The sequence below is a fragment of the Bradyrhizobium sp. UFLA05-109 genome (assembly GCF_054185165.1).
This window is the reverse complement of record NZ_JBBIAR010000027.1, coordinates 87612-113648: the sequence shown is the minus strand read 5'-3', so window position 1 is coordinate 113648 and position 26037 is coordinate 87612. Positions and strand designations below refer to the sequence as shown.

The following is a 26037-nucleotide window of genomic DNA, read 5'->3' as shown; positions in this document are numbered from 1 at the left end:
AAGGCGCTGTCCGCGCCGGCCCGCCAGATCGCGATCAACGCCGGTGAAGACGGCTCGGTGATCGTCGGCAAGATCCTCGAGAAGGATCAGTACTCCTACGGCTTCGACTCGCAGACCGGCGAGTACGGCAACCTCGTCACCAAGGGCATCATCGACCCGACCAAGGTCGTGCGCACCGCGATCCAGAACGCCTCCTCCGTGGCGGCGCTCTTGATCACCACCGAGGCCATGGTCGCCGAGCTGCCGAAGAAGGCGGCTGCCGGTCCCGCCATGCCCCCGGGCGGCGGCATGGGCGGCATGGACTTCTGATCCAGCCGTTCAGGCGAACACGAAATGCGAAACCCCGGCAGCAATGCCGGGGTTTTTGTTTGGGGCAGGCTCTCTCCCCTCGTCATTCCGGGGCCCGCGAAGCGCGAGCCCGGAATCCATAACCACGAACGTCAGTTGGATATCCCCGAATAGAGATCATCCCAGTTCGGATTCTCCTCGATCAGCCGCGTTTTCCAATCCCACCGCCACTTCTTGAGCTCTTTCTCGCGAGCGATGGCAGCCGCCGCGTCCTCGTAGACTTCGAACAGCACGAGCTTGTCGACGCCGTACTTTGTCGTGAAGCCGGGAACGGCCTTCGTTTTGTGCTCGCCAACGCGGCGCACGAAGTCGTTGGTCACGCCGATGCAAAGCGTGCCGTGCTTCTTGCTCGCGAGGATCTAGGCATAGTAGGCCATTGCAAGTGCCTGGGGTTATGGATTCCGGGCTCGGCGCTTTGCGCCGCCGCGGGGATGACGAGGTCGATGGTTTAGTACGCTACCTGACCGCCGCCGCGTCCTTGAAGCAGGAGCGCACCCACTCGATCGTCAGGCGCGTCGCGGGATCGCGCTTGAGATGGTTTTGCACCAGCAGCCAGACGTCGCGGCGCCTGGCGAGCAAGGTGGCGCGCAGGCTGCGATCGGCGAGCAACGCCTCGCAGCTATATTCGGGCAGCACGCCGATCGCCTGATGCGACTGGATCAGCGTGCGGATGACGCGGACGTTGTCGGTGACGCAGCGCGCATTCTTCAGCCGCTTCGCGCGCAGGAATTGCGCCTCGGGGATCGCGTCGAGCTCGTCCGGATAGGTACACACGATCGGATCGATATCGCTCCGGTCTGCCGGCTCGAAGAAATACAGGCGCACCTCCGCGAGCTTCGAGATCGTGAAGTCGCCTTTGTCGGGCTTGCGCAGGCGAATGGCGAGATCGGCCTGCCAGCGCGAGAATTTCACGTTCTCGCTCGAGGTGAGGAATTGCAGCGTCAGCCCGGGATTGTCGCGCAGAAAAGCTTGCGCGCGCGGCGCCAGCAGCTCCTCGGCGACCGTATTGGTGGACGCGATGCGCAAGCGGCCGACGGCGCCCGGCTCGCTCTCGCCGATGCGATCGATCGCGGCGACATGCGCCGCCATGACCTTGACGTGCTCGAGCACCGTTTCGCAATGGCGGGTCGGCCGGCGCAATCCGTCGACCGCCTCGAACAGGGGCACGCCGAGGTCGCGCTGGATGCGGGCGAGCCGGCGCCCGACCGTGGTCTCATCGATGCGCAACCGTGCGCTGGCACCGGCATAGGTGCCCTCGTCCCGCACGGCCGCGATGATGCGGAGATCATCCCAGTTCATCGCGGAGAGGCTAGCACGGCGCGCCGGTCACCTGCAAATTTGCAGCCGCCGGCTGCAATAGTCCTGCACTACGGCAGGCGGTCACGACACTAGTCTTGCCGGCATCGGATCTCCTCGAAAGGCCCATCCACGCATGACCGCCCCAAAAACCCTGCTTCAACTCGCCGGTGCCGACCTCGCTCTGCCTGAGCTCGCCGAGTCCTGTCTCGTCCTGATCGACATCCAGAACGAATACTGTGCCGGCCCGCTGGCGCTGCCGGACGCCGAGTCCGCCATCGCGCGCGCGGCGCAACTACTCTCCCGCGCGCGACGGGCCGGTGCTGCCATCTTTCACGTCGCGCACAAGGGCCGAGCCGGTGGCCTGTTCGACCGCGAGGCCGAGCGCGGCGCGATCGTCGCTCACCTCGCGCCGCTCGCAACCGAGCAGGTGATCGAAAAGGCGCTGCCGAACGCCTTCGCCGGCACGGACTTGCAAGCGCGGCTGGCCTCGACCGGGCGCAAGAATATCGTGCTCGCTGGCTTCATGACCCACATGTGCGTCAGCTCGACGGCGCGCGCCGCGCTTGATCTCGGCCTGCGCACCACCATCGCTTCGGATGCCTGCGCGACGCGCGACCTGCCTGACTGCCGCGGCGGCGCGATCGCCGCCGCAACCGTTCATGACGTTGCACTCGCCGAACTATCCGACCGCTTTGCCATCATCGCGCTCAGCGATGCGCTGATCTGACAAATCCGAACACGGAGCTATCAAACCATGCTGCAGCTCTATTTCTCGCCCATGGCCTGCTCGCTCGCCAGTCGCATCGCGTTGATGGAGGCCGGCATCGAGGCGCGCTATCATCTCGTCCACCTCTTGACCAAGAAACGCATCGAGGACGACGCCGATTTCCGCGCGGTCTCGCCGAAGGGCGCGGTTCCGGTCCTGATCCTGGAGAATGGCGATCACCTGACGGAGAGCGCAGCCGTGCTGCAATACGTTGCAGACCTCAAGCCGGAGGCCGGTCTCGCCCCACCATCAGGCACTCGTGATCGCTATCGCCTGCAGGAATGGCTGAGCTTCATCGGCACGGAGATCCACAAGGGCTTCCTGTTTCCGTTCTTCTGGTACAAGGATGACGCCTCGCTTGCGAAGCCGCGCGCAAGAATCGACCAGACATTGTCGGTGCCTGCCACGCATCTCGCCGACCGCGAATTCCTCGTCGGCGACCGCTTCACTGTTGCGGATGCGCATCTCACCTGGGCGTTGCTGCTGCTTCGTCCCGCGGGCGTAGACGTTGCGCGATGGCCCTCGCTAGTCAGCTATCTCGCCCGCATGCAGGCGCGGCCCGCCGTGCGGAACGCGATTGCGACCGAAATGGCGCTGCGCAAGACAGCGACGGTTTAAGGACTCACTCCACCCGCGCCAGCACGGCGAGCTTGCGGATGCCCTTGTTGCGGTAAGCGTCGAGGAAGGCGGAGTAGTCGCGGAACGACACGCAGCCGTTGGAATCACCGTTGGGTCCGAGCATGAAGGTGTGCGCGAGCAGGCCGTCGCGGCCGTAGATCGCGCTCTCGCCGCCGATCGGCGTCAGCCGCAGCGCCGGCACGCCGTGGAACAGCGCCTCGCGCGGCTTGAGCATATAGATGTGCGGCGGTGTCACGCCGCGCATGCGGACGCGCGAGGAGTGCGGGTCGTCGAGATTGGAGCCGAGGCCGGAATGCGCCTCGAGCTTGGTGCCGTCGGGCAGATACACCGTCTTCGCGGTGATGTCGTAGACCGCGGTGTCGCGGTCATAGGGCGGTGCACCACCGAGCATCGGGTTCTGCTCCTTCGGCGCGATGCTCGCGGTCACGCTGGCATCGGCTGACGCGTAAGCCAGCAATCCGCCTGACGGCTCGCGCTTGCCCCAGAGCTTCTCGACCATCGACTGCCGCGGCCCGGTGATCGCCATTACCGCCGCCTTCGCGCGATCGGCGAAAGACTTCGTGGGTTTTGCCTCTGGCACACGCGCGGTCTCGGCCGGCTCGGCCGAGGCAACCTGAACCGGTGCATCCGCGCCGCGCCTGGCCTTCGCGGCGTCTGCGATCTTGGCGGGGCCTTGCGCCTTCGGTGCTTCCGCAACCTTCACAGGCGCGGCGGGCTTCGCAGTGTCCTTGGCTTCGGCAACCTTGGTCGCGGGAGCAACAGGTGCGGCGCTCGCCGCATTCGACTCCACGCTCTGCGGGGCCGCAGCGGCAAAACGCTCGTTGAACATTTCGCGGGTCATCGGCGTGACCATCTGTCCGCGATCGGGCAGCATCGCGAAGACTTCCTTCACCGCTTCGCCGGCCTCGCGGAGTGCGACCTTCGGCGCGCGCTTGATCACGGGCTCGTCGTAGCCGGCGGTACCAACGGTCGGATAGACGTTCGCGCCGAAGACGTTGTTGTAGACGGTCCAGCCGGCGCCCAGCACGAGGCAGCCGATCGCGGCGGCGCCGACGACGGTCTGGGTGGTCACTTTCCGGGAAGACTTCCGAGAAGATTTCCAAGAAGATTTTTTGGACTTCCGTGCTGCGTTACTTTGCGCAGCGATACTCGTACTCATTCGCCTTGCGTCCAGGACGGTGTCACTCAGTCCCCCTTCGAAGTGCCGCTGCTGGTCACGGTCCTAGAACTGCATCTCGCAGAGGGTCGGAGCGTCATTAAGGCGACTTTTAGTTAAATGCAGATTAAGTTCGGGCGGATGTGGGGCAACCCGCGAAGGCTGTCCCGTTTCGGGAAAAAGTCCGCAGAATTACGGACTTAGCCGAAATCATTAACCATGTTTCTCGACCGGTTTGGCGCGATGACCTGCCCCCTCCGGCCGCCCTCATCACGCATCCAACCACGGCCTTTTCGTGATCTTCAACGCCGCCGGATCGTAGCAACGGGGCGTTGCGCGAGGCTGGTGGATTCCACTCCGACGGGACACGCCGACGCCCATCGCGCGCCGGGCGCTCATCCGACACGGCGCGCTGACCGAGAGTTGATCACACCACGTCTGGAAAAGAGCCCCGCGGCAAAATAGCTCCAACCTCGGCACTTTTCAGCAGCCTCCGCGAATGATACGGTACCGTATCAACATCGCCTTGAAATGTGCCGAGCACGCCGATGGAGGCTGGCATGAGAAGGGTCGCGCACGCCGGATTTTTGGCTCTGGTGTCGTCGGTCTTGTTGATCGGAGAGACGGTCGCGCAGCCTGCCGGCGTGGGTTGCACGTCGTCGCCGTCGGCCGCGGGAACGCAGACCGCTAGTACACAGACCTGGCGCTGCGACAACGGCATCACGATCGTTGCGGAAAATGGCGCCAGATTTGAACTTAAGGACGCCAACCGCGACGGACGTATCGACTCGGTCGAGTTGAGCAGCAAGGCGCTGCTGATCGAGGTTCGCAAGAAGCCCGGCGGCAATCCCTTCAAGGTGCTGACGCCGCAGGCGATCGCCGCAGTGCGCGGCACGAGATGGGCCGTCGATGCCGCCGACGGCAGCAAGACGTCCGTGTTCGTCGCCGACGGACGTGTCGGCGTCAGCCGCAGGGCGCGCGGTCGGGCCGTCGTGCTCGGACCGGGCGACGGCGTCGACGTCGATGCGAACAGCATGACGGAGGTCAAGCGCTGGGGCCAGCCGCGCATCGACGCCTTGATGGCAAGACTCGGACAATAGAGGCTCGGTATGAGTAGCCGACGCGTTCAGACCATCCTTGCGCTCATCCTCACCGCGCTGTGGGGCTGTGCCATTTACGTCGCTCACGCGAACGGCCATCTGCGGTTTCTCGATCGTCTCGAGGCAACGCTGACGGACTTGCGAACGCTGGCGCGCGGCCCGCAGCCTCCCCCCGATCTCGTCACCATCATTGCGGTCGACGACACCGTCGTGAAGCGCGGCGGCCACTATCCGCTTCCCCGCGCCGACCTCGCGCGCGTCGTCGATGCCATCGCACAATTCAAGCCGAAGGTGATTGCCGTCGACCTGCTGCTGGTCGATCCCGGCGCCAGGCTCGGCGATGCCATGCTGGCGCGTTCGCTGGCCGCCGCTTCCACGGTCTTGGCTGCCGCGGCGATCTTTCCAACCGCCAGCGATACCGTGGCAACCAGCAGCGAAGAGCCGCTCGCCGCCCTGCCCCGGGCCGAACGTTTCCTGCTGCCACTGCCGGCCTTCGCCGATCACGCCGAGGTCGGCATCGTCAATGTTGCGACGGGGCAGTCCGGCTCCCCGCTCTCGGTCCCGATGCTGTTCCGGACGAACGACAAGGTGGAGCTGTCGTTTCCGCTGCGCGTGGCGAGCCAGGCGCTCGGCCAGCCGCTGACGATTGCGCCTGATCATCTCATGCTCGGCGATCGTACGGTCTCGACCGACACCGACTTTTCGCTACCGATCACCTACTACGGCCCGCGCCGCACGATCCGCACGCTCAGCGCGCAGAACGTGTTCGACGGCACGCTCGATCGCGGAACAATCGAGAACCGGATCATCGTGATCGGCGCATCGGTCGCCGGCGGCGGCGATTTCTTTCCGACGCCGTTCGATACCCTGATGCCCGGCGTCGAGGTCGTCTCGACCGCGATCACGCATCTCGTCGCCGGCGACGGCATCGTGCGCAACCGCAAGGTTCATATCGCCGACGCATTCGCGGCGATCCTGCTGCCAATGATCCTGGTGGGCCTGCTTGCCTGGCGGCGAAGCGCGATCGGACTCATTGCGGCGACCGTGGTGGTGATGGCATGGGCCGCTCTCAACCTGTTCGCCTTCACACATGGCATCTGGCTCAACGCCGCAACCACGCTCGCAGCCGCGGTGCCGCCGGTTGCGATCTTTGCCGGCGTGCAATTGTGGGCGGGAGGCCGCAGGACGCAGTACCTGACGGCAAGGAGCCGATCGCTGGCGCAATTCCAGGCACCCGCCGTGCAGGAGTGGCTGGCGCGCGATCCCGATTTCCTCAGCGAGCCGGTCCACCAGAATGCCGCCGTCGTCTTCATCGACCTCTCCGGCTTCACCGCGCTCAGCGAGCGACTCGATCCGGACACGCTCCGCGACCTGCTCAAGGCGTTTCATGCGCTGGTCGACAAGACGGCGGTCTCGTCCGGCGGAACGATCACCGGATTCCTCGGCGACGGCGCCATGATCCTGTTCGGCCTGCCCCGCGCTGCGCCCGACGATGCCGCCCGTGCCGTGAAATGCTCGATCGACCTGCACCGCGTCGTGGCCAGCTGGATGGCATCGCTGCCAGCACCATACAGGAATCAGCTCGGCTTCAAGATCGGCGCGCATTTCGGCCCGATCGTCGCCTCGCGTCTCGGCGGAAGCCACCAGCACATCACCGCGACGGGCGACAACGTCAACGTGGCGAACCGGTTGATGGAGGTTGCCGCCCAGCACGATGCGCGGCTCGCGTTCAGCGATACCCTGCTGGATGCGGCCGACTTCCACGGCGATCCCCGTGGCATTCTGACGGGACCGTTGCAGACGCAGGTTCGCGGCCGCACCAGTGCGGTCACCGTCTGGTTCTGGCACGAAGAGCGGCTGCCTGGACAGGCCGCGACTGAAGCCGACGTCGCGGGCTGAGAGCTTGAAACCCGTTACCGGGCTTCCGGCGGCGGCGAACGATCGAGAACCTCGCCCTTGGCGCCTTCCAGCAAATCGATCCCGTAGGTCTCGACGACGAGCGGTCCCCGCTTGCGCTGCAATTCAGCAACGCGCGTCACCTGCGAGAAGATGTCTTTGAGGAAGGGGTGACCGTCGGCGCGCAGCTCGTCGACATAGAGCAGCTTGCCGGCCAGGAGTTTCGGATCGGGCTCGCCCATATTGACCCAGCGGATGCGCTGATCCCGCTGGACTACGCAGGTGCCGCGCGGCAGATAGAAGGCGAGCCAGGCCGTGGTGCCGTAGTCCGGCGCCAGGACGCAGGTCGCGCCGGTCTTGGCGCGGACCGCCTCGATTTCGGATGCGAGCGTGCGCCAGCCGACGCCGACGCTGCGCACGGTGGCGTCGCGGCGATAGCCGGACAGCCAGCCGGTGTTGGCCTGCACGATCAGGGCCGCAAACATCGCGATGCCGGCGGGCGCCGCCCATTTCAGGCAGAAGGCGACGAGCTCCTGCTGCCGCGGCTTCCATTGCGCGATGTGGGCGGCGACCGCGGCCGCGACCGCGAAGGCGGGATAGACCGGCGCGAACCAGTTGGCCTCGACGCGGGCGTGCAGCGAATGCCAGACGAAATAGACGACGATGGTCCAGAACATCGTCTCGACCAGGATGCGCGAGGCAGACGCGCCAATCCGCCGCCAGGTCAGCACGTGAAGACCCATCCCACCGAGGATGAAGACAAGCGGAGTAGCGAACGCGAACTGGGTCGGGATGAGCTCGGCGATGAAGACGGGGCGGAAATCCTCGATCCGCGCGCGGCCGAACTGCTTGAGGAACGACACCCATTGGTGATCGGCATTCCAGAGCACTACGGGCGAGAAGATCGCAAACGCCACGATGCCGCCGAGATAGGGCCAGGGCGAGATGAACCAGCGCCGCAGCTTCGGCACCGCGGCGAGCCAGATCAGGATCGCGACACCGAAGAACAATGCGGTGTATTTCGACAGCAACGCGGCGCCGACCGCAGCGCCCACCGCCAGCCACCATACGCCGCGGCCGGTCTCCAGCACCTTTGCGAGGAAGAACAGCACGAAGCTGGAGGCGACCAGGAGCGGCGCATCGGGCGTGACGATCAGGGTACCGACCGCGGCCATCAGCGTCGCATTGAGCAGGATCGCGCTGGTTGCGGCAACGCGCACGCCGCCGAACAGGATCGCGGCGGCGCGATACACCGCAAAGCTCATGGGCAGCGCGAGCAGGATCGAGACCAGCCGCACGCCGAGCTCGGTGTCGCCTGCGATCATCGTGCCGGCGCGGATGACGTAGGCAACCATCGGCGGGTGGTCGTAATAGCCGCCCGCCAGATTCTTCGACCACATCCAGTAATAGGCTTCGTCGAAGGTGATCGGCGTGAAGGCGGCGGCGACCAGCCGCAGCACGACGAGCGCAACGATGATGAGCGCGGTGTTGCGGACGATCCGCGCGTCAGCTCCGCCCATGATGAGCTATTTCTTGCGCCAGACGAACAGTCCGGACATCGCGTAGTTCCACACCACGCCCATCAGCGCACCGGCCATGCCGGCAAGCCACCAGATCGGCTCCTGGTCGTAGACCGAGAAGGCGACGCCGACATTGGCGAACAGGCCGACGCTACAGACGATGTAGAAGGCGATCAGGCCGCGCAGGATCGCCAAGCCCTTCAGCCGCTGGTCGCGATAGGTGAGGAAATTGTTGAGGATGAAGTTGCTGGTCATGGCGACGAGAGCGCCTGCGGCCTGCGCCTCCGCGAACGGCGCCTTGAAGATCTCGAGCCCGATGAACAGCGTCGTGAGATGCACGACGAGACCGATGCCGCCGACCATCGCGAACAGGAGGAAGCGCAGCGACACCGCATCGTTGGTGAGCTTCGCCAGCACCAGGCCCAGGAAGTCGAGCGCGACCATGGAATCGAGCTTGCTCTCGCCATGCTGGCGCGCGCCAAAGGTGTAGGGAATTTCGACGGCGCGCAAGCTGCCTTGCGCGGTCGCGACGATATCGAGGAGGATCTTGAAGCCGTGCACCGAGAGTTTTGGCGCCAGTTGCTCGAACCGGTCGGTACGAATCATGAAGAAGCCGCTCATGGGGTCGGCGATCTCGACCTGCAGCACCTGCTTGGCAACTTCGGTCGCCAGCGCGCTGGCGCCAGCGCGCTGCTTGTTGAAGCCTTCGCTCTTGTAGCCCTCGATATAGCGGCTGCCGACGACGAGCTCGGCCTCTCCGCTCGCGAGCAGCGAGAGCATCTTCGGCAGTTGCGTCTCGTCATGCTGGAGATCGGCGTCGATCACGGCCGCATAGGGAGCGCTCGAGGCCAAAATGCCTTCGATGCAGGCGCCCGACAGGCCGCGGCGGCCGATGCGGCGGATGCAACGAACGCGGCTGTCGCGCCGGGCGAGCCCGCGCACCACGTCCCAGGTTCCGTCGGGTGAATTGTCGTCGACGAACACGACCTCCCAGGCGATCCCAGCCAGAGTCGCCTCCAGCCGCCGGTACAGGACCGTGACATTGTCGCGCTCGTTGAAGGTGGGGACAACGACGGAAAGCTCTGGCGACCGCGGCCCCGATTGCGGGGCGTGCGGCGGGGTCTCACGGGCCGGTCTGATAGCTTCATTCATGACGGGCAGCGTATATCCGCCGCGTCCTGCGATGCCAAGCCGGGGTTTTAAGGGGAAAGCCCCCAAAAGGGGGTACAAAAATGCCAACGACCCCAGAATAACGAACCGCGCGTACATCCGGCGCGGCCAAGCTATTCCAAGGTCGTTCCGGCGCCGGAGCGGTAAGCTGCAACGTCGCCGTTATCACCTAGATAGGAACGACATTGGCCCTCCGCAAGGGGGCCGACCTATTGGTTCGGCACTTCGCGGATGACAGGTCCGCGTGGGGCAGGCGCGGCCGGAGCCGCGGGTGCTGCGGCCGCAGGCTGGGCCGCCGCCTTCGGTTTCGGCGGCTTGCCATATTGGCCGATCGGCCCGAACACGACGGCAACCGCCAGCACGATAGCCGCGACGATCGCGCCAAGAATGCCTCCGATCGACTCAGATGTCATGCCTGCCCATTCCCGATGCAATGTATTGAAACAATATCATGGATGCGCCAGCCGCCGGAAGGGGGCCGGGTTCCGACGGTTAATGCACGAACAGCTAACGCTGAGGCGCCCTGTGCTTCGCGAAGGCCGTCACGATGTCCTTCTGCGCCGATTCCACCGCCCTGTTCGCGGTCGCGAGATGAGCGCCGGCATCGATGTTGGGATATTGCGTCGTCAGATAGTCGAGCAACGCGACCCGATAATACTGCCGCTCGGAAGGACAGGCGCCGGCGACCGAGCGCGAAAAATCCTGTTCCGAGAGGCCCTGATTGCTGTCGCGCGAATATTCCCGCGCCAGGCAATGCCAATAGTCGTCGCGGCCCTGGATTGCCAGCTTGTGCGCCCCTCCCGCATCGTCATCATCGGCAATGGCAGCAGACGTCATCATGACCAGCGCCAGCGCGATCAGCATCCGCATCTTGTTCTCCTGTTATCGCAGATCCCGAGGATGAGCTTAGACGGGAGTCCGCAACTGGCCAATCACATCTCATGACTAAGGCGCGATGAGATCGCGCTTTAGGTTATTGCTTGAGCATGACCTTTTCGGAAAACCGCTTCACACTTTTCCGGATCATGCTTTAGGATGCACCCCCTCCCCTCATCCGCGCGAGATCCTCCGGTGGCCAAAGCAAAAACCGCGTCGCAAAAATCGGGCAACATCTTCATCGGCATCGGCGGCTGGACTTTCGAGCCCTGGCGCGGCGTGTTCTATCCGGAGAAGCTCACGCAGGCGAAGGAGCTGTCCTATGCCGCATCGAAGCTGACCTCGATCGAGATCAACGGCACCTATTACGGCTCGCAGAAGCCGGAAAGCTTTCGCAAATGGGCCTCCGAGGTGCCCGACGGCTTCGTCTTCTCGGTCAAGGGGCCGCGCTTTGCCACCAACCGGAGGGTGCTGGCGGAAGCCGGAGATTCCATCAAGCGGTTCTACGATTCCGGCGTGCTGGAGCTGCGCGACCGCCTTGGCCCCGTTCTCTGGCAGTTCGCGCCAACCAAGAAGTTCGACGGCGCCGATTTCGGCAAGTTCCTCGAACTTTTGCCGCGCAAGCTCGATGGCCGCGCGCTACGTCATGTGGTCGAGGTTCGTCACGACAGCTTCTGCACGCCCGACTTCGTCGCGCTGCTGCGCGAGTTCGAGACGCCGGTCGTGTTTGCCGAACACGGCAAATATCCGGCGATCGCCGACGTGGTCGGCGATTTCGTCTATGCGCGGCTTCAGAAGGGCAATGACGAGTTGAAGACCTGCTATCCGCCCAGGGATCTCGATGCCTGGGGCAAGCGGTTTCAGGCCTGGGCCTCGGGCAGTGAACCGGATGACCTGCCGAAGGTTGACGAGGCAAAGCCCAAGAAGGCGCCGCGCGACGTGTTCGCCTATGTCATCCATGAAGGCAAGGTCCGCGCGCCGGCCGGCGCCATGGAGCTGATCGCCCGGATCGCCTGAGGTTTGCCATGGCCAAAGCGAAAAAGCTCTTCACCATCGGCTATGAACAGACGCCGCCAAAAGCGGTGCTCGACGAGCTCGAACAGGCCGGCGTGAAGCTCCTCGTCGACGTGCGCGCGGTGACGTCGTCGCGCCGCCCGGGCTTCTCCAAGAAGCAGCTCGCGGCGGGACTAGATGAACGCGGCATCGCCTACGTCCATCTCGCAGCACTCGGCACACCCAAGGAAGGACGGCTCGCCGCGCGCAGCGGCGAGTATTCGGTGCTCGAGAAGATCTACTCAAAGCACCTGAAGACGCCGCAGGCCAAGGAAGAGCTCGACGAATTGTCGGCGCTGGTGAAGAGGGCGGGTCCTGTCTGCCTGCTCTGCTACGAGCGCGACCACACCCACTGCCACCGCCAGATGATCGCCGAGATCATCGAGGAGCGCGATGGGGTGAAGGTGGAGAATTTGGTCGGGCGACAGATTTAACCGCCGTCATTCCGGGGCGCGACGAAGTCGCGAGCTATGATGCGCAATTGCGCATCTGAGAATCCATCGGACCTCAGAGTCGCTGGATGAATGGATTCCGGGCTCGCGCTCCGCGCTCCCCGGAATGACGAGTGGGGAGAGCTTAGCCCTCCCCCGCGAGCCGGAAGGTTCCTTCCATCATCTGCACGCAACTGCCGCCGACGTGGGAGGACAGAAGCGCGCCGTTCTGCTTCACCACGCGCGTCAGCAGGATGCTCGGCCTGCCCATGTCAAATCCCTGGCCGATGGTGAGCTTCAACTCACCGTCGCGCCGGGGATCGAGATCGGCGAACAGGGCGGCGGCTGCGACCGTGGCGCTGCCGGTTGCGGGATCCTCGATCAGGCCACTGGCGCCGGGGAAGAACATCCGCGCCTGGAGATCGCAGGGTTTTTCTGCCGCAGGCACGTCGCGCGTATAGAAATAGACAGCGAAGGCGCCATCGAGGGGGAACAGCCGGCCGAACGCCGCAGCGTCGGGCTTCGCCCGCTTCACCGCATCGCGCGAACGCACTTCCGCAACCACGAACGGCGTTCCGACACCCACAACCTGCGGCGCATGCCGATCCAGCCTGATGTCTTCCGCACTCAGCGACAGACAGGCTGCAACGTCGTTTGCAGAAAGCTGCGCGAGGCGGCTCAGCGGCTGCGGCGCCGTGAGCTCGGCGTTGACTACCCTGCCCTGCTCCCGCTGAATGTCCACCGGCACGAGGCCAGCCTTCTCCTCGAACAGCAGACGCGGCTTCGGCTCCTTAGCGATCGTCGCGAGCACGAACGCGGTGCCGACATTGGGATGTCCCGCAAAGGGAAGCTCTCTGACGGGCGTGAAGATGCGCACCTCGGCATCGTTCGCCTTGTCGCGCGGCGGCAGCACGAACGTCGTCTCGGAATAGTTGAACTCGGTCGCGATCGCCTGCATCTGCTGCGTCGACAGCCCGCCGGCATCGAGCACGACGGCGAGCTGGTTGCCGCCGAAGGCGCGGTTGGTGAACACGTCGACGGTGATGTAGCGGCGTTGCATCTTTCTTCCCTCACGCGAATGGCAACCTCGACCGGCTGCATCGGCCTGCATGTTACAGGCCGACGCCAGCAGCCGTCATGCCCCAAAACTCGGAGCACTCGGTGCAATCGCGCAAGATTCTTGTTTGAGCATGATCTCTTCGGAAAACCGCTTCACACTTTTCCGGATCATGCTCTAGAAGCGGAAGAGTGGTCGCGGCGAGGCCAGCACTTGCGCGCGCTCGTCCTTGTCCGTGACGAGTTCGTCGAGGAAGCGACGGTTCTTCTCGTAAGTCTGCGTCGCCTCGAACTGCGTGTGCGGCCAGTCACTGCCCCACAACAGGCGATCGAGACCGTAGGCAGCACGCAACAACGGATAGGCTTGCTTCGCAAAATTCTCGCCGGCGGCGCCGTTGCGATACGGCGCGGAGATCTTGACCCAGACGTTTCTGGTCACCCCGAGCTTCAGCACCGCCTGAAACCCGGGATCAGCGACGCCGAGCTTTGGATCGGGCAGCGCGAAGTGATCGAGCACGACGGTGATGCCGCGGTCGAGGAGCTGCGGCGCGAGCGTCGCGAGATCGGAGGCATTGCGCTGGATCTCGACCTGCCAGCCCAGCGATTTGACCGACGCGAGCAGCGCCTTCCATTCGGGCGCAGTGAGATCCGGCAAGGGCTGTCCGACGAGATTGAGACGGATGCCGACGACGCCGGCGCGGTCGAGCGCGGCAAGCTCCTCGGCAGGAACTGCGGGATCGACGACGGCGATGCCGCGCAGCCGGCCGCCGGTGGCCTTCAGGCATTCGACGAGATAGGAATTGTCGGTGCCGAGAAAGCTCGGCTGCACCAGCACGCCGTTGGTCATGCCATTGCGATCGAGCTGCTCAAGATAGAGATCGAGCGGTGCGTCGTAGTCCGGCGCGTAACGCCGGCCGGGCGCAAGCTTGAGGCCGCGGTGAAAGACGTGGGCGTGGGTATCGATCGCCGGCATCGTCACCTCACTCACCGCCTTGCCCCCACTGGCGATCACCGAGGCAAGGGCAACAGCGCCCGCGCCGAATTGACGGCGCGTCAGGCCGCGTTCGCTTGTCATCATGGTCGTTCCTCCACATTCGCAGGTCAGGCACGCGTGCCGGCTATGGCCTGCTCGAAGACCTTGCCGCGGGTTTCGGGAAGCAGCAGCACCGCGATCAGCACCAGCGAATAGGCAAAGGCAGCGTCGATGCCGATCGCCGGCCCGAGGCCGATATGGTCGCTGAGATAGCCGACGAGGAACGGGAACGCGGCGGAGACGACGCGGCCGAAATTATAGCAGAAGCCGACGCCGGTGCCGCGCACGCCTGCCGGATAGAGCTCGCTGAACAGCGCAGCCATGCTCGCCGGAATACCTGCGGAGAAGAAACCAAGGGGAAAACCCAGCACCAGCATCTGCGAATTGGTCAGCGGCGCGAAGATGTAGATGAGCACGGTGACGATACAGGCGGTGGCGAAGAACGCGACGTTGGCTCTGCGGCCAATGCGGTCGCTGACGATGCCGCTCGTCACGCAACCGCAGAAGAAGGCGATGATGATGACGGCGAGATACCCGCTCGAGCCAAGCACCGACAGATGCCGCACCTCGCGAAGATAGGTCGGCAGGAACGTCGTCAGCGCGGCGTAGCCGCCATGCGCGCCGATGCCGAACAGACCGCCGACCAGCGTCGAGCGCAGCACGTCGGGATGAAAGATGCCGGCAAGCGTGGCGAAGAACGGCGCCTCCGGCTCGCTCGATGCAGCGCGCTGCGGCTCCTTCAGGCCGCGGCGGATGAAGATGATCAGGAGCGCGGGCAACAGTCCGACCGCGAACAGGATCCGCCAGGCGATATCCGCCGGCGCATAGGTGAAGACCAGCGCCGACAGCAGCACCGCTGCGCCCCACCCCACGGCCCAGGCGCTCTGCACCGAGCCGAGCGCCTTGCCGCGATGCTCAGGCCGGATGATCTCGGCCATCAGCACCGCGCCGCACGCCCATTCGGCTCCAAAGCCGAGTCCCTGAATCGCCTTGAGCACCAGGAGCTGCGTGAAGCTCATTGCGAAGGCGCAAGCGAAAGTCGCCAGCGCGAAGGTCGCGACCGTAATCTGAAGCGCCTTCACGCGGCCGAAGCGGTCGCCGAGCGCACCACCGATCCAGCCGCCGAAGGCGCCGAAGAACAGCGTGATCGAGCCGAGCAGGCCGGCATCGGCCTTGCTGATGCCGAAGGCCGCGATCAGCGCGGGGATCGCAAGGCCGAACATCTGGACGTCGAGCGCATCGAGCGCCCAGCCGCCGAAGCTTGCCCAGAAGGTGCGCCGCTCCAGCGGCGAGCTTTCGCTGTACCAGTTTGCCATCGTCTCTCCCCGAAAATTGGTTATTGCTTGGTATCGTTGTCGCCTGCGCTCACCGGATCTCGGCGTGGTAGCGGAAGCGGTTGGCCGGCCCGCGCGAGCGGCGCCATTCGATCGGACGGCGCTCGAGATCGAGCGCGAGACGCTCGATGACGATCAGCGGTGCGTGGGCTTCGAGGCGCAACAGGCGGGCCTGCATCTCGCTCGCAGTCTCGACGGTCAGGATTTCCTCGGCCGACACCACGACCTCGCCGCAGCGTTCCTCGTAGAGCGGATAAAGCAGGTCGCCGAACTCGGACGGGTCGATGTCGAGAATCGCTGCGAAGCGCGATCGTTGCAGCCAGATCTCTTCGGCAAGCAGCGGCACGTCGTCGATCAGGCGCAGGCGCGACAGGCTGATCACGGGCTCGCCGACGGGAATGCGCAGCGCGGATGCGACGGCGGAGGTCGCCGGCACGCATTTCCGCCTGAGGATGCGGCTCTGCGGCACGCGGCGCTCGCCGCTCTCGGACTGGAAGCGGAAGAAGCGGAACAGCGAAGAGTTGAAGCGCGCGCGGCGGACGAAGGTCCCCCGGCCCTGCTGGCGCTCAAGCACGGCATCGCTGACCAGCTGATCAATCGCCTTGCGCACGGTGCCGATCGCGACGCCGTAATGCGCGGCGAGCTCAGCTTCGGACGGGATCGGCTCGCCCGGCCGCCATTCATTGCGGTTGATCCGCGCGGCGAGATCATCGCGCAAGCGCTGATAGCGTGGCAGGCGGTCGTCGAGCGGAGCCGAATTCATATAGTCATATAGATGACTAGATGGGACATGAGTCAAGCGCTACTATAGTACCTCAAGTCCCGCTTTCTGAAGGCTGGTCCTATCCCAACTGAAACACCGCCATCGGCCGCTCGTAGCCGCGCACCTCGACCTCTCCAAGCGCGACCGCATCGTCGCCATCATCGCCGAGGACGTCGCGCACCGCGGACGAGATCAGAAGTTGCGAGCCGAAATCCTTGTTCAGCGCCTCCAGCCTTGAAGCAAAATTCACGGTGTCGCCGATCACGGTGTATTCCTTACGCCGGGGCGAGCCGATATTGCCAGCGACCACCTCGCCGAAGTGGATCCCGATGCCGATCCGCAGCGGCCAGCTCGATTGTGCGTTGATGTGGTCCATCGCGGTGAGCATCTCGCGGCCGGCGGCCACTGCCCGGTGCGCGGCGTCGGACGCGGCGAGCGGCGCGCCGAACAGCGCGAGAAAGCCATCGCCCAAGAACTTGTTCACGATGCCGCCATGGCGATCGAGGATGTCGACCAGCACGGCGAAGGCGCCATCGAGCCGGTCGACCACATCCTGCGGCGATCGCGAGCGTGCACCCGCGGTGAAGCCGCGGAAGTCGACGAACATCACCGCGACGCGCCTGATGTCGCCGCCGGCGCTGGTCCCCTCCGCCATCAGCCGCTCGACGACCTGCGGCGAGACGTGCTGGCCGAACAGGTTTGTGACGCGGTCGCGCGCGGTGGCTGCCGTGATGCTTGCCGCGAACTGCCGGCGAAGCTGCGCGCCGACGGCGCCTGCGAGCACGCCGCAGACCAGGATGATGCAGCTGCGTACCGCATGGAAATAGGCCTGAGGCTCGCCGGCGCCACTGACGGGATCAAAATAGAGTGCGACGGCGAGGAGCTGGGCCGCCGCCACGAAACCGGTGAAGGCCGACAACCAGAAATCGAGGCGGAGCGTCGAGAGAATGATGAAGATGAAATAGACGAGAGGCACGGCAAAGCCAAGCGCCGGGATCGCCCCCATGCTCCGGATCTCCAGGACCAGGATGACGGTCGGCAGCGAGGTCTCGATCAGCGTCCCGATGTACCGCCTGACCACCGGCACGTCCCGATCGAGCCTGAGATTTCGCCTGATCTGGGACTGAACCCAGACCTCGAACAGCACAAACCCGATCAGCAGGCCGAAGACCTCGATTAGTCCGGACGCTCCGTGCCAGACCCGGTCCACGACGCTCGGGGCGATCAGGTACATCGCAGTGATGAACAGGATCATGACGCATCCCGTCACGATCAGCGCCTTGACGCGCAACAGCTCGGTCCGCAGCACCTCGCGTGCCAGCTCGTGCTCGAATTCCGCCGATATCGCGGCTTGCTGCCCGGCGACCCTGCTTGCAAAACTGACCATCTCGCCCCCTGTCGTTGCGGGGCATTTTGCCTCAATCGAGCGTGCGGCGGAAGCGCGTCACGGCAATGACCATGGCGACCAGCATGAGGGCTGCCAGCGCCAACGCGTCGTATTGCAGGTTCTGGACCGTCGCGCCCTTGAGCATGATGGCACGGACGATACGCACATAATGCGTCAGCGGCAGCACCTCGCCGAGATATTGCGCCCAGACCGGCATGCCCGCGAAGGGGAACATGAAGCCGGACAGCAAAATGCTCGGCAGGAAGAACATCATCGACATCTGCATGGCCTGGAGCTGGTTCTGCACGATGGTCGAGAAAGTGTAGCCGATCGCGAGATTGGTGGTGATGAACAGCGTCGAAAGCAGCGCCAGCAAGGTGAGGCTGCCCAGCACGGGCACGCCGAACAGCAACACGCCGATCGAGAGGATCAGGAAAGCCTGGATGAAGCCGACCAGCACGTAAGGGATGATCTTGCCGAACATCACCTCGACTGGCCGGATCGGCATCGAGAGCAGACTTTCCATGGTGCCACGCTCGACCTCGCGCGTGACCGACAGCGCGGTGAAGATCAGCATGGTCATGGTCAGGATGGTGCCGACCAGGCCCGGCACGATGTTCAGCCGCGAGGACGCGGCTGGATTGTAGCGGGCGTGCGCACGGATCTCGAACGGCATCTCCGGGGGATCGCCGATGTAGAGATCGTGCTGGAGCGCGGTCTGCACGATCATGCCGAGCGAGGCGAGCGCGGCGCTTGCCGCGACCGGATCGGTCGCATCGGCGGCGACCAGCAGCGCCGGCTTGTCGCCGCGCCGGACCGCACGCTCGAAGCCGCGGGGGATCTCGACGCCGAACAGCACCTTGCCGGACTTCAGCAGGTTGTCGAACTCGTCGACGTCGTGCACCTCGCGGATGAAACGGAAATAAGCGGTGTTCTCCAGAGCCTTCAGCACGGAGCGTGCGAGATCGCTATCCTCCTGGAGCAGGACGGCGCTCGGCAGATTGTGCGGCGTGGTATTGATGGCATAGCCGAACAGCAGCAGCTGCATCACCGGGATCATCACGATCATGGCGAAGGAGACGCGGTCGCGGCGGAGCTGGATGAACTCCTTCACCACCATCGCATAGGAGCGCCGCCAGAAGCCGAAGCGCTCGCGAATTTCGTGGCCGTGATCTGATACGTCTGTGACGCTCATTGGAAATTGTCCTTATTGGAAATTATCCCTGGAGCGGTTCATGAGTTCGATGAAGACGTCTTCGAGCGAGGGATGCGATTTCTGCCAGTGCGTGCCGCCTTTGTCGCGCCACGGCGCGATGCTGGCCTCGAGCGCGGTGACATCGCGGCCCGAGACGTGCAGCGAGGTGCCGAACGGCGCGACCATGTCGACGCCCGGCTTGCCGGTGAGCTCGACGGCGAGGCCGTTCAAATCATCTCCGGTGACGGTGTAGGTCGTGAGCGCGGATTTCGCGATCACCTCGTCCACCGTGCCGTGGGTGAGGAGATGGCCGTAGGCGATGTAAGCGATCTCGTGGCAGCGCTCGGCCTCGTCCATGTAGTGGGTGGAGACCAGCACGGTGAGGCCTTCGGCGGCGAGCGCATGGATCTCGTTCCAGAAATCGCGCCGCGCCTTGGGATCGACGCCGGCAGTCGGCTCGTCCAGCAGCAGGAGTTGCGGATTGGGCAGCGTGCAGGCGCCCAGTGCCAGCCGCTGCTTCCAGCCGCCGGAGAGCTCGCCCGCAAGCTGCTCCTCGCGGCCGGAAAGGCCGAGCCGCTTGATCATCTCGCCTGCGGCGCCGCGCGCATCGCGCATGCCGTACAGCCGTGCGACGAATTCCAGATTCTCGCGCACCGAGAGATCCTGATACAGGCTGAAGCGCTGGGTCATGTAGCCGACCTGGCGCTTGATGCGCTCGGCGTCGCGCCTGATGTCGTAGCCGAGGCAGGTGCCCTCGCCGCTGTCGGGCGTCAGAAGCCCGCAGAGCATGCGGATGGTCGTGGTCTTGCCGGAGCCGTTGGGCCCGAGAAAGCCGTAGATCGAGCCGCGCTTTACCTGCATCGACAGATCGTGCACGACCTCGCGGCCGCCAAAGGACTTCGTCAGCCCTTTGACGTCGATCGCGATACCGTTGCCGACTGTCCCGTTCATCGCTGGTCCGCTACCGGGGTCTTTGTTTCAGAAGTCTTGGGATTGAGATAGACGCTGATCGGCTGGCCCACGCGCAGCGCATCGGGCCGCGAGGGCCGCGCCTGAATCAAATAGACGAGCTTGTTGCGCTCATCGAGACTGTAGATCACCGGCGGGGTGTATTCGGCCGTGGTCGCGATGAAATAGATCTTCGCGGTGAGATCATCAGCGCAATTGTCGCAGACCACCCGCACCTGATCGCCGATCGCAAGCTTCGGCAGCTCGGTCTCCGGCACGAAGAAGCGCAGCTTCATGTTGCCGGGCGGCATGATCGACAGCACCGGTCGCTGCGCGGCCACCATCTCGCCCTCACGGAAATAGATCTGCTGGATCGTGCCAGCGACCGGCGCAAAACCCCTGCGCCGCGCCAGCCGCGTCTCCGAGGTCGCAACCCGCGCCTCGGCGACCCGCAAGGCGGAGACCGCGGAATCGAGATTGGCCTGCGTGCCCGACCCCGTCTTGCTGAGCGAAGCCGCGCGATCATAGGTCTGCTGCGCGTTCGCCAGCGTCGCCTTGTTCTGATTGAGATCGGCAAGCTGGAGATCATCGTCGACCGAGTAAAGGGCGTCGCCGACCTTCACCTCGTCGCCCTCGCGGACATTCAGCTTGATCACACGTCCTGCCTCGTCGGGGCTGACGAAGATCATGTCTGCCTCGACCCAGCCCTGGAAGCCGGGATCGCGCTGTTCCTTGCAGGCGGCGAGGCCGGTTGCGAGTACCAGGGCCGCGATCGCACAAGCTCGCGCGAGACGCACCGAAAACTGAAACGCTTGGGGCGGCAGATACCACGGTCGAACCCTCACCCTGAGGAGCCGCGAAGCGGCGTCTCGAAGGGCGAGAGGCAACAGTCGGGCCTTCATCCTTCGAGACGCGCGCTCCGCGCTCCTCAGGATGAGGTGAGAAATGGTTTGCGACGACCTCATGTCGTCCTCCGTTCGCCAAAAATCAAATCGAGATGGACGCGCAGCATCTCCTGCGCATCGAGCGGGTGATGCCGCGCAAACAGGCTCTGCCAGATCACCGCGATCAGCGCGGGTGCGACCAGGATTTGGGGAAAGCGCGCGAGGTTCTTTTGCTGAATCTCACCGCGGGCGATCCCGAGCTCGATCAACGCGCGCATGCCGGCCATCCCGCGCGACACCACCTCGCGGTAGTAGAAGTCGGCCACGGCCGGAAAGCGCGGCCCCTCCGCCACGATCAGGCGCACGAGATCGCCGCGCCTGGTGTTTGCAACCTCCTTCAGGAAATTGGTCGCAAAGGCCTCGACGAGGTCGCGCACCGAGCCGGTCGGCGGCGGCAGTGTGGTGAGGCGCTCGACCACCGGCACGATGACGATGCGCACCAGCTCCTCGAACATCGATTCCTTGTCCTTGAAGTGCAGGTAGATCGTGCCCTTCGCCACACCCGCGCGCTTGGCGATGTCGTCGAGCCGCGTCGCCGCAAAGCCGCGCGCAATGAACTCTTCCAGAGCTGCCTCCACGATCGCCGCACGCCGCTCCGCTGCGCGCACGGCGCGGTTTGATCCGCGAGCGGCACCTTCGCTGGCTTCGAGAGCATGGCCCTTGGCGCGGACTGCCGATGGCACGGCAGGGTTGGTCGGCTTCTTTGTCATTCGCAATTTATGACTGACCGGTCAGTCAAAGTCAATTACTCAGTCGCTCACAAGATGTCCAGACAGATTAGCCTTGACTAATGAATTAGCCATTGCTAATTGAATTAACATGCTCGAAGCCGTCCCAAACCCCGTCACTACCGTCATGCGCGCTCTCGCCGATCCGACCCGCCGCGCCGTGTTCGAGCGTGTCTTCGAGAGCAAGGAGATCAGCGTGGCGGAGCTGACGCGCGGCAGCGGCGTGACCCAGGGCGCGATCTCGCAGCACCTGAAATCCCTCAAGCAGGCCGGTCTCGTCGCCGAGCGCGCGGAGGGCCGTAACGTCTACTACCGCGCCGCGCCGCAGGGGCTCGAGCCTCTGGTCGAGTGGATGGATCATTACGGCGTCTTCTGGCGCGAGCGCTTCCAAAACCTGCGTAGCCTGTTGAAGGAGATCGATCCGTGAGTGCCGTTGCGTCCAATGTTCAAACCCAGGACATCGTCATCGACGAGATCTTCCCTCACGCGACCGAGACGATCTGGAAGGCGCTGACCAGCGCGCAGTTGATCGCGCGCTGGCTGATGCCGCCGACCGGCTTCGAGGCGATCGAAGGCAAAGCCTTCACCTTCCAAACCACCCCCGGCGGCGCCTGGGATGGCGTCATTCATTGCCGGGTTCTGGAGGTCGTGCCGAACCGGCGTCTTGCCTATGCCTGGAGGGGTGGCGATGAGCGCAACACCGGCTACGGCGCGCCGCTCGACACGGTCGTGACCTGGTCCCTCACCCCGGTCGAAGCCGGCACGCGGATCCGCCTGGTTCATGCGGGCTTCGTCATGCCCAGGAACGATTCCGCCTACACCATCATGAGCGGCGGCTGGAAGAAGGTCGTCCGGCAGCTTGACGCGATCAGCGGCGAACAGTGAGCAGGAGATATCGCGATGAACAAGCCCTATACCGGCGGCTGCGCGTGCGGCGCGATCCGCTATTCGATCACCAGTGAACCCCTCTTCGCCAACCACTGCCAGTGCCGGGACTGTCAACGTGAAAGCGGCACTGGCCACGGCTCGTACCTCACCTTCGCGCGCCCCGGCGTCACGGTAACGGGCGAGGCCAAGCAATGGGACATGGTCGGCGACAGCGGCAACGTGAAGACGCGCGCCTTCTGCCCCGTGTGCGGGTTGCCGGTCTACATGACCTTCGCAGCACAGCCCGACATCTTCACCGTTCGCGCCGCGAGCCTCGACGAGCCGGCCCGCTACCAGCCGCAGGTGATAACTTACGCCGCGCGCGGACAGGGCTGGGATCACCTCGATCCGAGCCTGCCGAAGTTCGAGACCATGCCGCCGGCGTGAGGTGCCGGCACTAGGTAAAATCGAGCACCATGCGGCCGTCGATCTTGCCGGCCCTCATCTGGTCGGTGACGCGTCCTTTCACGCAGCAGCCGGCGTCAGCTGTGGAACTTCAAACCATCGATAATTTTATCGATCACCTTGCGCTCGGCGCGCATCGCAATGCCGACGAGATTGAGATCGGCGCGGCTCACCGCTCGTACCGCCTCGCGATTGGCAACATCATGCGTGGTCGCGAACATGTCCTCGGTATAGACCGCCGGCGTCACGTTGCGAGATAGCGCGCGATCGAGCGCACGGGACAATGCGGGACCATCAGCGCCGTAGATCAGGATCGGCTGGCCGATCAGGGAGAGATATTTCGTGCCTGACGCGTCCTCGTAAGGCTCGCCGATGCATCCCGGAAAGGCGGCAGCGATTCCGCCCGCGAGGAAGGACGCCACGTTGAGTTTCTGCCAGGCCTGAAGATCCGTGCGGATCACCACGGCGATTTTTGTATCAAACTGCATGATTTATCCCACGCGCACCGCACACAGAGAAAGAAAATTCTTCGCGCGAGCGTTGTCTGAGGATGAATGTAACCCAGATTGACCTATTTATTCACAGCGTGAAAATTTCAAACTCGATGTAACCGGGGACCGCTTCACGGCTCGAATTGAGTCGGCTATACATCATTGCACCGTCATCAAACCGTCATACAAGTCTCATGTCCGAATCTGGCACCATCAAGCCGGCCTTCGAAACCGTGCATAGTTTACCTCGGCCCAATGGCCATCTTGTCCCGGAGGACCGGAAGAAGACCAGAGAGGACAGGAAGAAAACCAGGAACTCCGTGGTTTCCACCACCGAGCAAGAGCTTGGCTCGCAAGAGCGCGTTGACGATATGCTCGCGCACAACGACCTCCCTCACGCTGAAGACCTTCGCGTTGATGAGGCCCAGCTCAGTGAGAAGCCAACACCAGACCTTGCGCCGTCTCGCGAAGGTGCGCCACGCACCACAGAGATCGAGCTCAAGCTGCTCGTCGCGCCCGATCGTCTGGCGGATTTCGGCAATGCACCGATCATCGCGGCGAACGCGCGCAACAAGGGCACGCGAAAGCATCTCAAGGCCATCTACTACGATACAGCCAAGCATGCGCTTCAACGCAACGGCTTGAGCTTCAGGGTTCGCCAGAGCGGCGCGCGATACACGCAGACCGTGAAGGCCGAGGCCGCGAACGATCCGCTCCGACGTGGCGAATGGGAAGCGAATGTCCCCTCCACTGCTCCGGATGTCGCGCTGGCGCTGCCGTTCATCCCGGAGAAGCTGCGCGCCGATTTCGATCGTCGTCCGCTCGAGGCGGTCTTCACCACCGACATCCACCGGCATCAGCGCATCATCGATCTGCCATCCGGCACGGTCGAGGTCGCATTCGACCAGGGATTCCTGAAATCCGGCGATCGATCGATGCCGGTCAGCGAGATCGAGCTCGAGCTCAAGTCCGGCAGCGCGTCGGCGATCTACGAGCTTGCGCTGCGGCTTGCCGAGCATGGGCCGGTGAGACCATCCATCCGCAGCAAATCGGCACGCGGATTTGACCTCGCGGCCGACGTGCCGCCAGCCGCAAGAAGGCCGCGCAGGCTGCGCCTGGATCCATCGGCCTCGCTCGACGAGACCCTTGCCGTGATCCTGCGCGCCTGTCTTCTCCATCTTCTTCAATCGCTCCCGGCTGCCGAGGACGGTCGTGATCCTGAGGGAATTCATCAGCTTCGCGTCGCGCTGCGGCGCCTGCGATCAGCCCTGCACCTGATGCAATCGGTCGTATCCGTGAGCAAGCTCGACCTGCTGCGCGCAGAGGCCAAGTGGCTGGCGCAGAATCTGTCCGCCGCTCGCGAATGGGATGTCTTCCAGCGCGAGACACTGCGCACCGTCGCGCAAGGCTGCCCCTCGATCGCCGGCTTCGACGCGCTGGAGGGGGCCGCAGAGCAGCGCCGCACCGATTCATACGACAAGGCGCGCCTGGCGCTGGGCGACCGCCGCGCTGCGTCTTTCGTTATCGGGCTTGGCGGCTGGATCGAGTCGCGCGGCTGGCGCAGCGACGTCGCGCCCGAACATCTGGCGCAACTGGCCGAGCCCGCCACGAACTTCGCGCGGCGCATCCTGTCCACCCAGTATGCGAAGGTGCTGAAGCGCGGCCGCCGCTTCAAGTCGCTCACGGCTGAAGAGCTGCACTGCCTGCGGCTTGCCGTGAAGAAGCTGCGCTATGTCGCTGATTTCCTGTTGCCGCTCTACGGACAGCGCAAGTCCGCAAGACGCTTCTCCGACCGGCTGGCCGCTTTGCAGCATGAGCTCGGCCTCTTCAACGACATGGCGACAACGGCCTCGCTGCTCGCGGATATCGGCATGGAATCCGCAAGCGGCAATACTGCTGCAGCGGCGATCGCAGGCTGGCAGGCACACGCGATGGTCGGCACCGAACCGCGCCTGAAGAAGGTGTGGTCGGATTTCGTCAAGGCGAAGGTGCCCTGGTCGATCGAAGCCGAGGCCTGATCGGCCGCACCTCGGCAAGCCACTCCCGCGAGCTATGCAATTTCAGCCCTTCGCGTCACACGCCCAGGCGCGGATCACGCATTCCTTGCCGCCATATTTGTAGCATTCGCGCGTGGCGGCATTGAGCGTCGTCGAGATATTCGGCTTCACGGCATAGCCATAGGCGCCGCAGGGGTTGGCGAGATCGACCGACATCGCGGCACAGGCGCGCTTCATGGTCACGGTCGTGCACTCGCCCTTGCACTGCTTTTGTGCGGCGGCGCGCGCCGCGGCTTCGCCGGCGAAGTCATAGGCATGGCCATAGGCCCCGCACTTGCCAACTGCGAAGGCGCCCGCGGCATGCGCGTCCGTGACGTAGCGGGCCCCCGCCACAACAATGCTCAGCCCAAAGAAAAACATCGCGCAACGGCGCGCGACGACGTTCGAAGCCATGGAAATTCCCCTCCCCCGAGGCAGGCGGAGGAGACTGTAAGGATCGGTCGTTTCCAGATGGTGAACGAGTGGTTGAAATCGCCACTTCGTAGGGTGGGCAAAGCGAAGCGTGCCCACCGCTT

The 26037-nt window shown here is 64.4% G+C and carries 29 protein-coding genes; 11 read left to right on the top strand and 18 right to left on the bottom strand.

Features of this window, described 5'->3' with window-relative positions; genetic code table 11:
- A partial coding sequence (locus Q3C01_RS21115; protein WP_458147232.1) for a TCP-1/cpn60 chaperonin family protein occupies positions 1-309 on the top strand: 309 nt, incomplete at its 5' end.
- 131 nt (positions 310-440) lie between these two features.
- Here Q3C01_RS21115 and Q3C01_RS21110 read toward each other — a convergent pair.
- Both Q3C01_RS21110 and Q3C01_RS21105 read right to left on the bottom strand, forming a co-directional pair.
- On the bottom strand, positions 441-707 hold the full coding sequence (locus tag Q3C01_RS21110; RefSeq protein ID WP_458147234.1) for a GIY-YIG nuclease family protein: 267 nt from the start codon (positions 705-707) through the stop codon (positions 441-443).
- A 97-nt stretch (positions 708-804) separates the two neighbouring features.
- The gene (locus tag Q3C01_RS21105; RefSeq protein WP_458147231.1) at positions 805-1647 is read right to left on the bottom strand and encodes a LysR family transcriptional regulator; all 843 of its coding nucleotides are present in this window, start codon (positions 1645-1647) and stop codon (positions 805-807) included.
- Positions 1648-1780: 133 nt separating this feature from the next.
- Between Q3C01_RS21105 and Q3C01_RS21100 the strand changes: the two genes are divergently transcribed.
- Together Q3C01_RS21100 and Q3C01_RS21095 are read left to right on the top strand one after the other, a co-directional pair.
- Positions 1781-2374 carry a cysteine hydrolase family protein gene (locus Q3C01_RS21100; protein WP_458147230.1) on the top strand — a complete coding sequence of 198 codons (594 nt, stop codon included), beginning with the start codon at positions 1781-1783 and terminating at the stop codon, positions 2372-2374.
- 27 nt (positions 2375-2401) lie between these two features.
- Positions 2402-3031, top strand: a complete 630-nt coding sequence (locus Q3C01_RS21095; protein ID WP_458147229.1) for a glutathione binding-like protein — start codon at positions 2402-2404, stop codon at positions 3029-3031.
- 4 nt (positions 3032-3035) lie between these two features.
- Here the strand turns inward: Q3C01_RS21095 and Q3C01_RS21090 are convergent, their stop codons facing one another.
- Positions 3036-4124, bottom strand: coding sequence for a DUF2778 domain-containing protein (locus Q3C01_RS21090; protein ID WP_458147228.1), 1089 nt, complete (start codon positions 4122-4124; stop codon positions 3036-3038).
- A 644-nt stretch (positions 4125-4768) separates the two neighbouring features.
- Here Q3C01_RS21090 and Q3C01_RS21085 point away from each other — a divergent pair.
- Both Q3C01_RS21085 and Q3C01_RS21080 read left to right on the top strand, forming a co-directional pair.
- Entirely contained in the window at positions 4769-5308 is a 540-nt protein-coding gene (locus tag Q3C01_RS21085; RefSeq protein ID WP_458147227.1) for a FecR domain-containing protein, read from the top strand.
- 9 nt (positions 5309-5317) lie between these two features.
- A complete protein-coding gene (locus Q3C01_RS21080; protein WP_458147226.1) occupies positions 5318-7207 on the top strand; it encodes a CHASE2 domain-containing protein in 1890 nt (629 codons plus the stop codon).
- A 14-nt stretch (positions 7208-7221) separates the two neighbouring features.
- Here Q3C01_RS21080 and Q3C01_RS21075 read toward each other — a convergent pair whose 3' ends face one another.
- The 4 genes from Q3C01_RS21075 to Q3C01_RS21060 all read right to left on the bottom strand — a co-directional run bounded on the left by Q3C01_RS21075 (position 7222) and on the right by Q3C01_RS21060 (position 10764).
- A complete protein-coding gene (locus Q3C01_RS21075) occupies positions 7222-8724 on the bottom strand; it encodes a glycosyltransferase family 39 protein (protein ID WP_458147225.1) in 1503 nt (500 codons plus the stop codon).
- Positions 8725-8730: 6 nt separating this feature from the next.
- Complete coding sequence (locus Q3C01_RS21070) at positions 8731-9876, bottom strand: glycosyltransferase family 2 protein (protein ID WP_458147224.1); 1146 nt, start codon at positions 9874-9876, stop codon at positions 8731-8733.
- A gap of 227 nt (positions 9877-10103) precedes the next feature.
- Positions 10104-10307, bottom strand: coding sequence for a hypothetical protein (locus Q3C01_RS21065; protein ID WP_458147223.1), 204 nt, complete (start codon positions 10305-10307; stop codon positions 10104-10106).
- Between the two features lie 94 nt (positions 10308-10401).
- Positions 10402-10764 carry a hypothetical protein gene (locus Q3C01_RS21060; protein WP_449377233.1) on the bottom strand — a complete coding sequence of 121 codons (363 nt, stop codon included), beginning with the start codon at positions 10762-10764 and terminating at the stop codon, positions 10402-10404.
- 165 nt (positions 10765-10929) lie between these two features.
- Between Q3C01_RS21060 and Q3C01_RS21055 the strand changes: the two genes are divergently transcribed.
- Together Q3C01_RS21055 and Q3C01_RS21050 are read left to right on the top strand one after the other, a co-directional pair.
- Positions 10930-11787, top strand: a complete 858-nt coding sequence (locus tag Q3C01_RS21055; protein WP_458147222.1) for a DUF72 domain-containing protein — start codon at positions 10930-10932, stop codon at positions 11785-11787.
- An 8-nt stretch (positions 11788-11795) separates the two neighbouring features.
- Positions 11796-12257 carry a DUF488 domain-containing protein gene (locus tag Q3C01_RS21050; protein WP_458147221.1) on the top strand — a complete coding sequence of 154 codons (462 nt, stop codon included), beginning with the start codon at positions 11796-11798 and terminating at the stop codon, positions 12255-12257.
- A 142-nt stretch (positions 12258-12399) separates the two neighbouring features.
- Here Q3C01_RS21050 and Q3C01_RS21045 read toward each other — a convergent pair whose 3' ends face one another.
- From Q3C01_RS21045 to Q3C01_RS21005, 9 genes are all read right to left on the bottom strand, one after another.
- Entirely contained in the window at positions 12400-13314 is a 915-nt protein-coding gene (locus Q3C01_RS21045; RefSeq protein WP_458147220.1) for a PhzF family phenazine biosynthesis protein, read from the bottom strand.
- Between the two features lie 174 nt (positions 13315-13488).
- Complete coding sequence (locus Q3C01_RS21040) at positions 13489-14388, bottom strand: amidohydrolase family protein (protein ID WP_458147219.1); 900 nt, start codon at positions 14386-14388, stop codon at positions 13489-13491.
- A gap of 23 nt (positions 14389-14411) precedes the next feature.
- Entirely contained in the window at positions 14412-15659 is a 1248-nt protein-coding gene (locus tag Q3C01_RS21035; protein WP_458147218.1) for an MFS transporter, read from the bottom strand.
- Between the two features lie 49 nt (positions 15660-15708).
- Positions 15709-16440, bottom strand: coding sequence for a GntR family transcriptional regulator (locus tag Q3C01_RS21030; RefSeq protein WP_458147217.1), 732 nt, complete (start codon positions 16438-16440; stop codon positions 15709-15711).
- Positions 16441-16519: 79 nt separating this feature from the next.
- Complete coding sequence (locus tag Q3C01_RS21025; protein ID WP_458147216.1) at positions 16520-17827, bottom strand: adenylate/guanylate cyclase domain-containing protein; 1308 nt, start codon at positions 17825-17827, stop codon at positions 16520-16522.
- Positions 17828-17858: 31 nt separating this feature from the next.
- Positions 17859-19022 carry an ABC transporter permease gene (locus Q3C01_RS21020; RefSeq protein WP_458147215.1) on the bottom strand — a complete coding sequence of 388 codons (1164 nt, stop codon included), beginning with the start codon at positions 19020-19022 and terminating at the stop codon, positions 17859-17861.
- Between the two features lie 12 nt (positions 19023-19034).
- Entirely contained in the window at positions 19035-19973 is a 939-nt protein-coding gene (locus Q3C01_RS21015; RefSeq protein WP_458147214.1) for an ABC transporter ATP-binding protein, read from the bottom strand.
- Positions 19970-20935, bottom strand: coding sequence for an HlyD family secretion protein (locus Q3C01_RS21010; RefSeq protein ID WP_458147213.1), 966 nt, complete (start codon positions 20933-20935; stop codon positions 19970-19972). The genes Q3C01_RS21015 and Q3C01_RS21010 overlap by 4 nt, the downstream gene beginning before the upstream one ends.
- On the bottom strand, positions 20932-21624 hold the full coding sequence (locus Q3C01_RS21005; RefSeq protein ID WP_458147212.1) for a TetR/AcrR family transcriptional regulator: 693 nt from the start codon (positions 21622-21624) through the stop codon (positions 20932-20934). The genes Q3C01_RS21010 and Q3C01_RS21005 overlap by 4 nt, the downstream gene beginning before the upstream one ends.
- Before the next feature lie 109 nt (positions 21625-21733).
- Here Q3C01_RS21005 and Q3C01_RS21000 point away from each other — a divergent pair, with 109 nt between their 5' ends.
- The 3 genes from Q3C01_RS21000 to Q3C01_RS20990 are packed head-to-tail and all read left to right on the top strand — an operon-like array spanning position 21734 to position 22956.
- Complete coding sequence (locus Q3C01_RS21000) at positions 21734-22069, top strand: ArsR/SmtB family transcription factor (protein ID WP_458147211.1); 336 nt, start codon at positions 21734-21736, stop codon at positions 22067-22069.
- Positions 22066-22527 (top strand): SRPBCC family protein, encoded by a 462-nt coding sequence (locus Q3C01_RS20995; RefSeq protein WP_458147210.1) that lies wholly within the window; start codon positions 22066-22068, stop codon positions 22525-22527. Before Q3C01_RS21000 ends, Q3C01_RS20995 begins: the two co-directional genes overlap by 4 nt.
- A 15-nt stretch (positions 22528-22542) precedes the next feature.
- Entirely contained in the window at positions 22543-22956 is a 414-nt protein-coding gene (locus tag Q3C01_RS20990; protein WP_458147209.1) for a GFA family protein, read from the top strand.
- A gap of 95 nt (positions 22957-23051) precedes the next feature.
- Here Q3C01_RS20990 and Q3C01_RS20985 read toward each other — a convergent pair whose 3' ends face one another.
- Positions 23052-23462, bottom strand: a complete 411-nt coding sequence (locus tag Q3C01_RS20985) for a DUF2000 family protein (protein WP_458147208.1) — start codon at positions 23460-23462, stop codon at positions 23052-23054.
- Positions 23463-23659: 197 nt separating this feature from the next.
- Between Q3C01_RS20985 and Q3C01_RS20980 the strand changes: the two genes are divergently transcribed.
- Positions 23660-25483 carry a CYTH and CHAD domain-containing protein gene (locus tag Q3C01_RS20980; protein ID WP_458147207.1) on the top strand — a complete coding sequence of 608 codons (1824 nt, stop codon included), beginning with the start codon at positions 23660-23662 and terminating at the stop codon, positions 25481-25483.
- A gap of 42 nt (positions 25484-25525) precedes the next feature.
- Here the strand turns inward: Q3C01_RS20980 and Q3C01_RS20975 are convergent, their stop codons facing one another.
- Positions 25526-25915, bottom strand: coding sequence for a DUF4189 domain-containing protein (locus Q3C01_RS20975; RefSeq protein ID WP_458147206.1), 390 nt, complete (start codon positions 25913-25915; stop codon positions 25526-25528).
- Positions 25916-26037 lie beyond the last annotated feature (122 nt).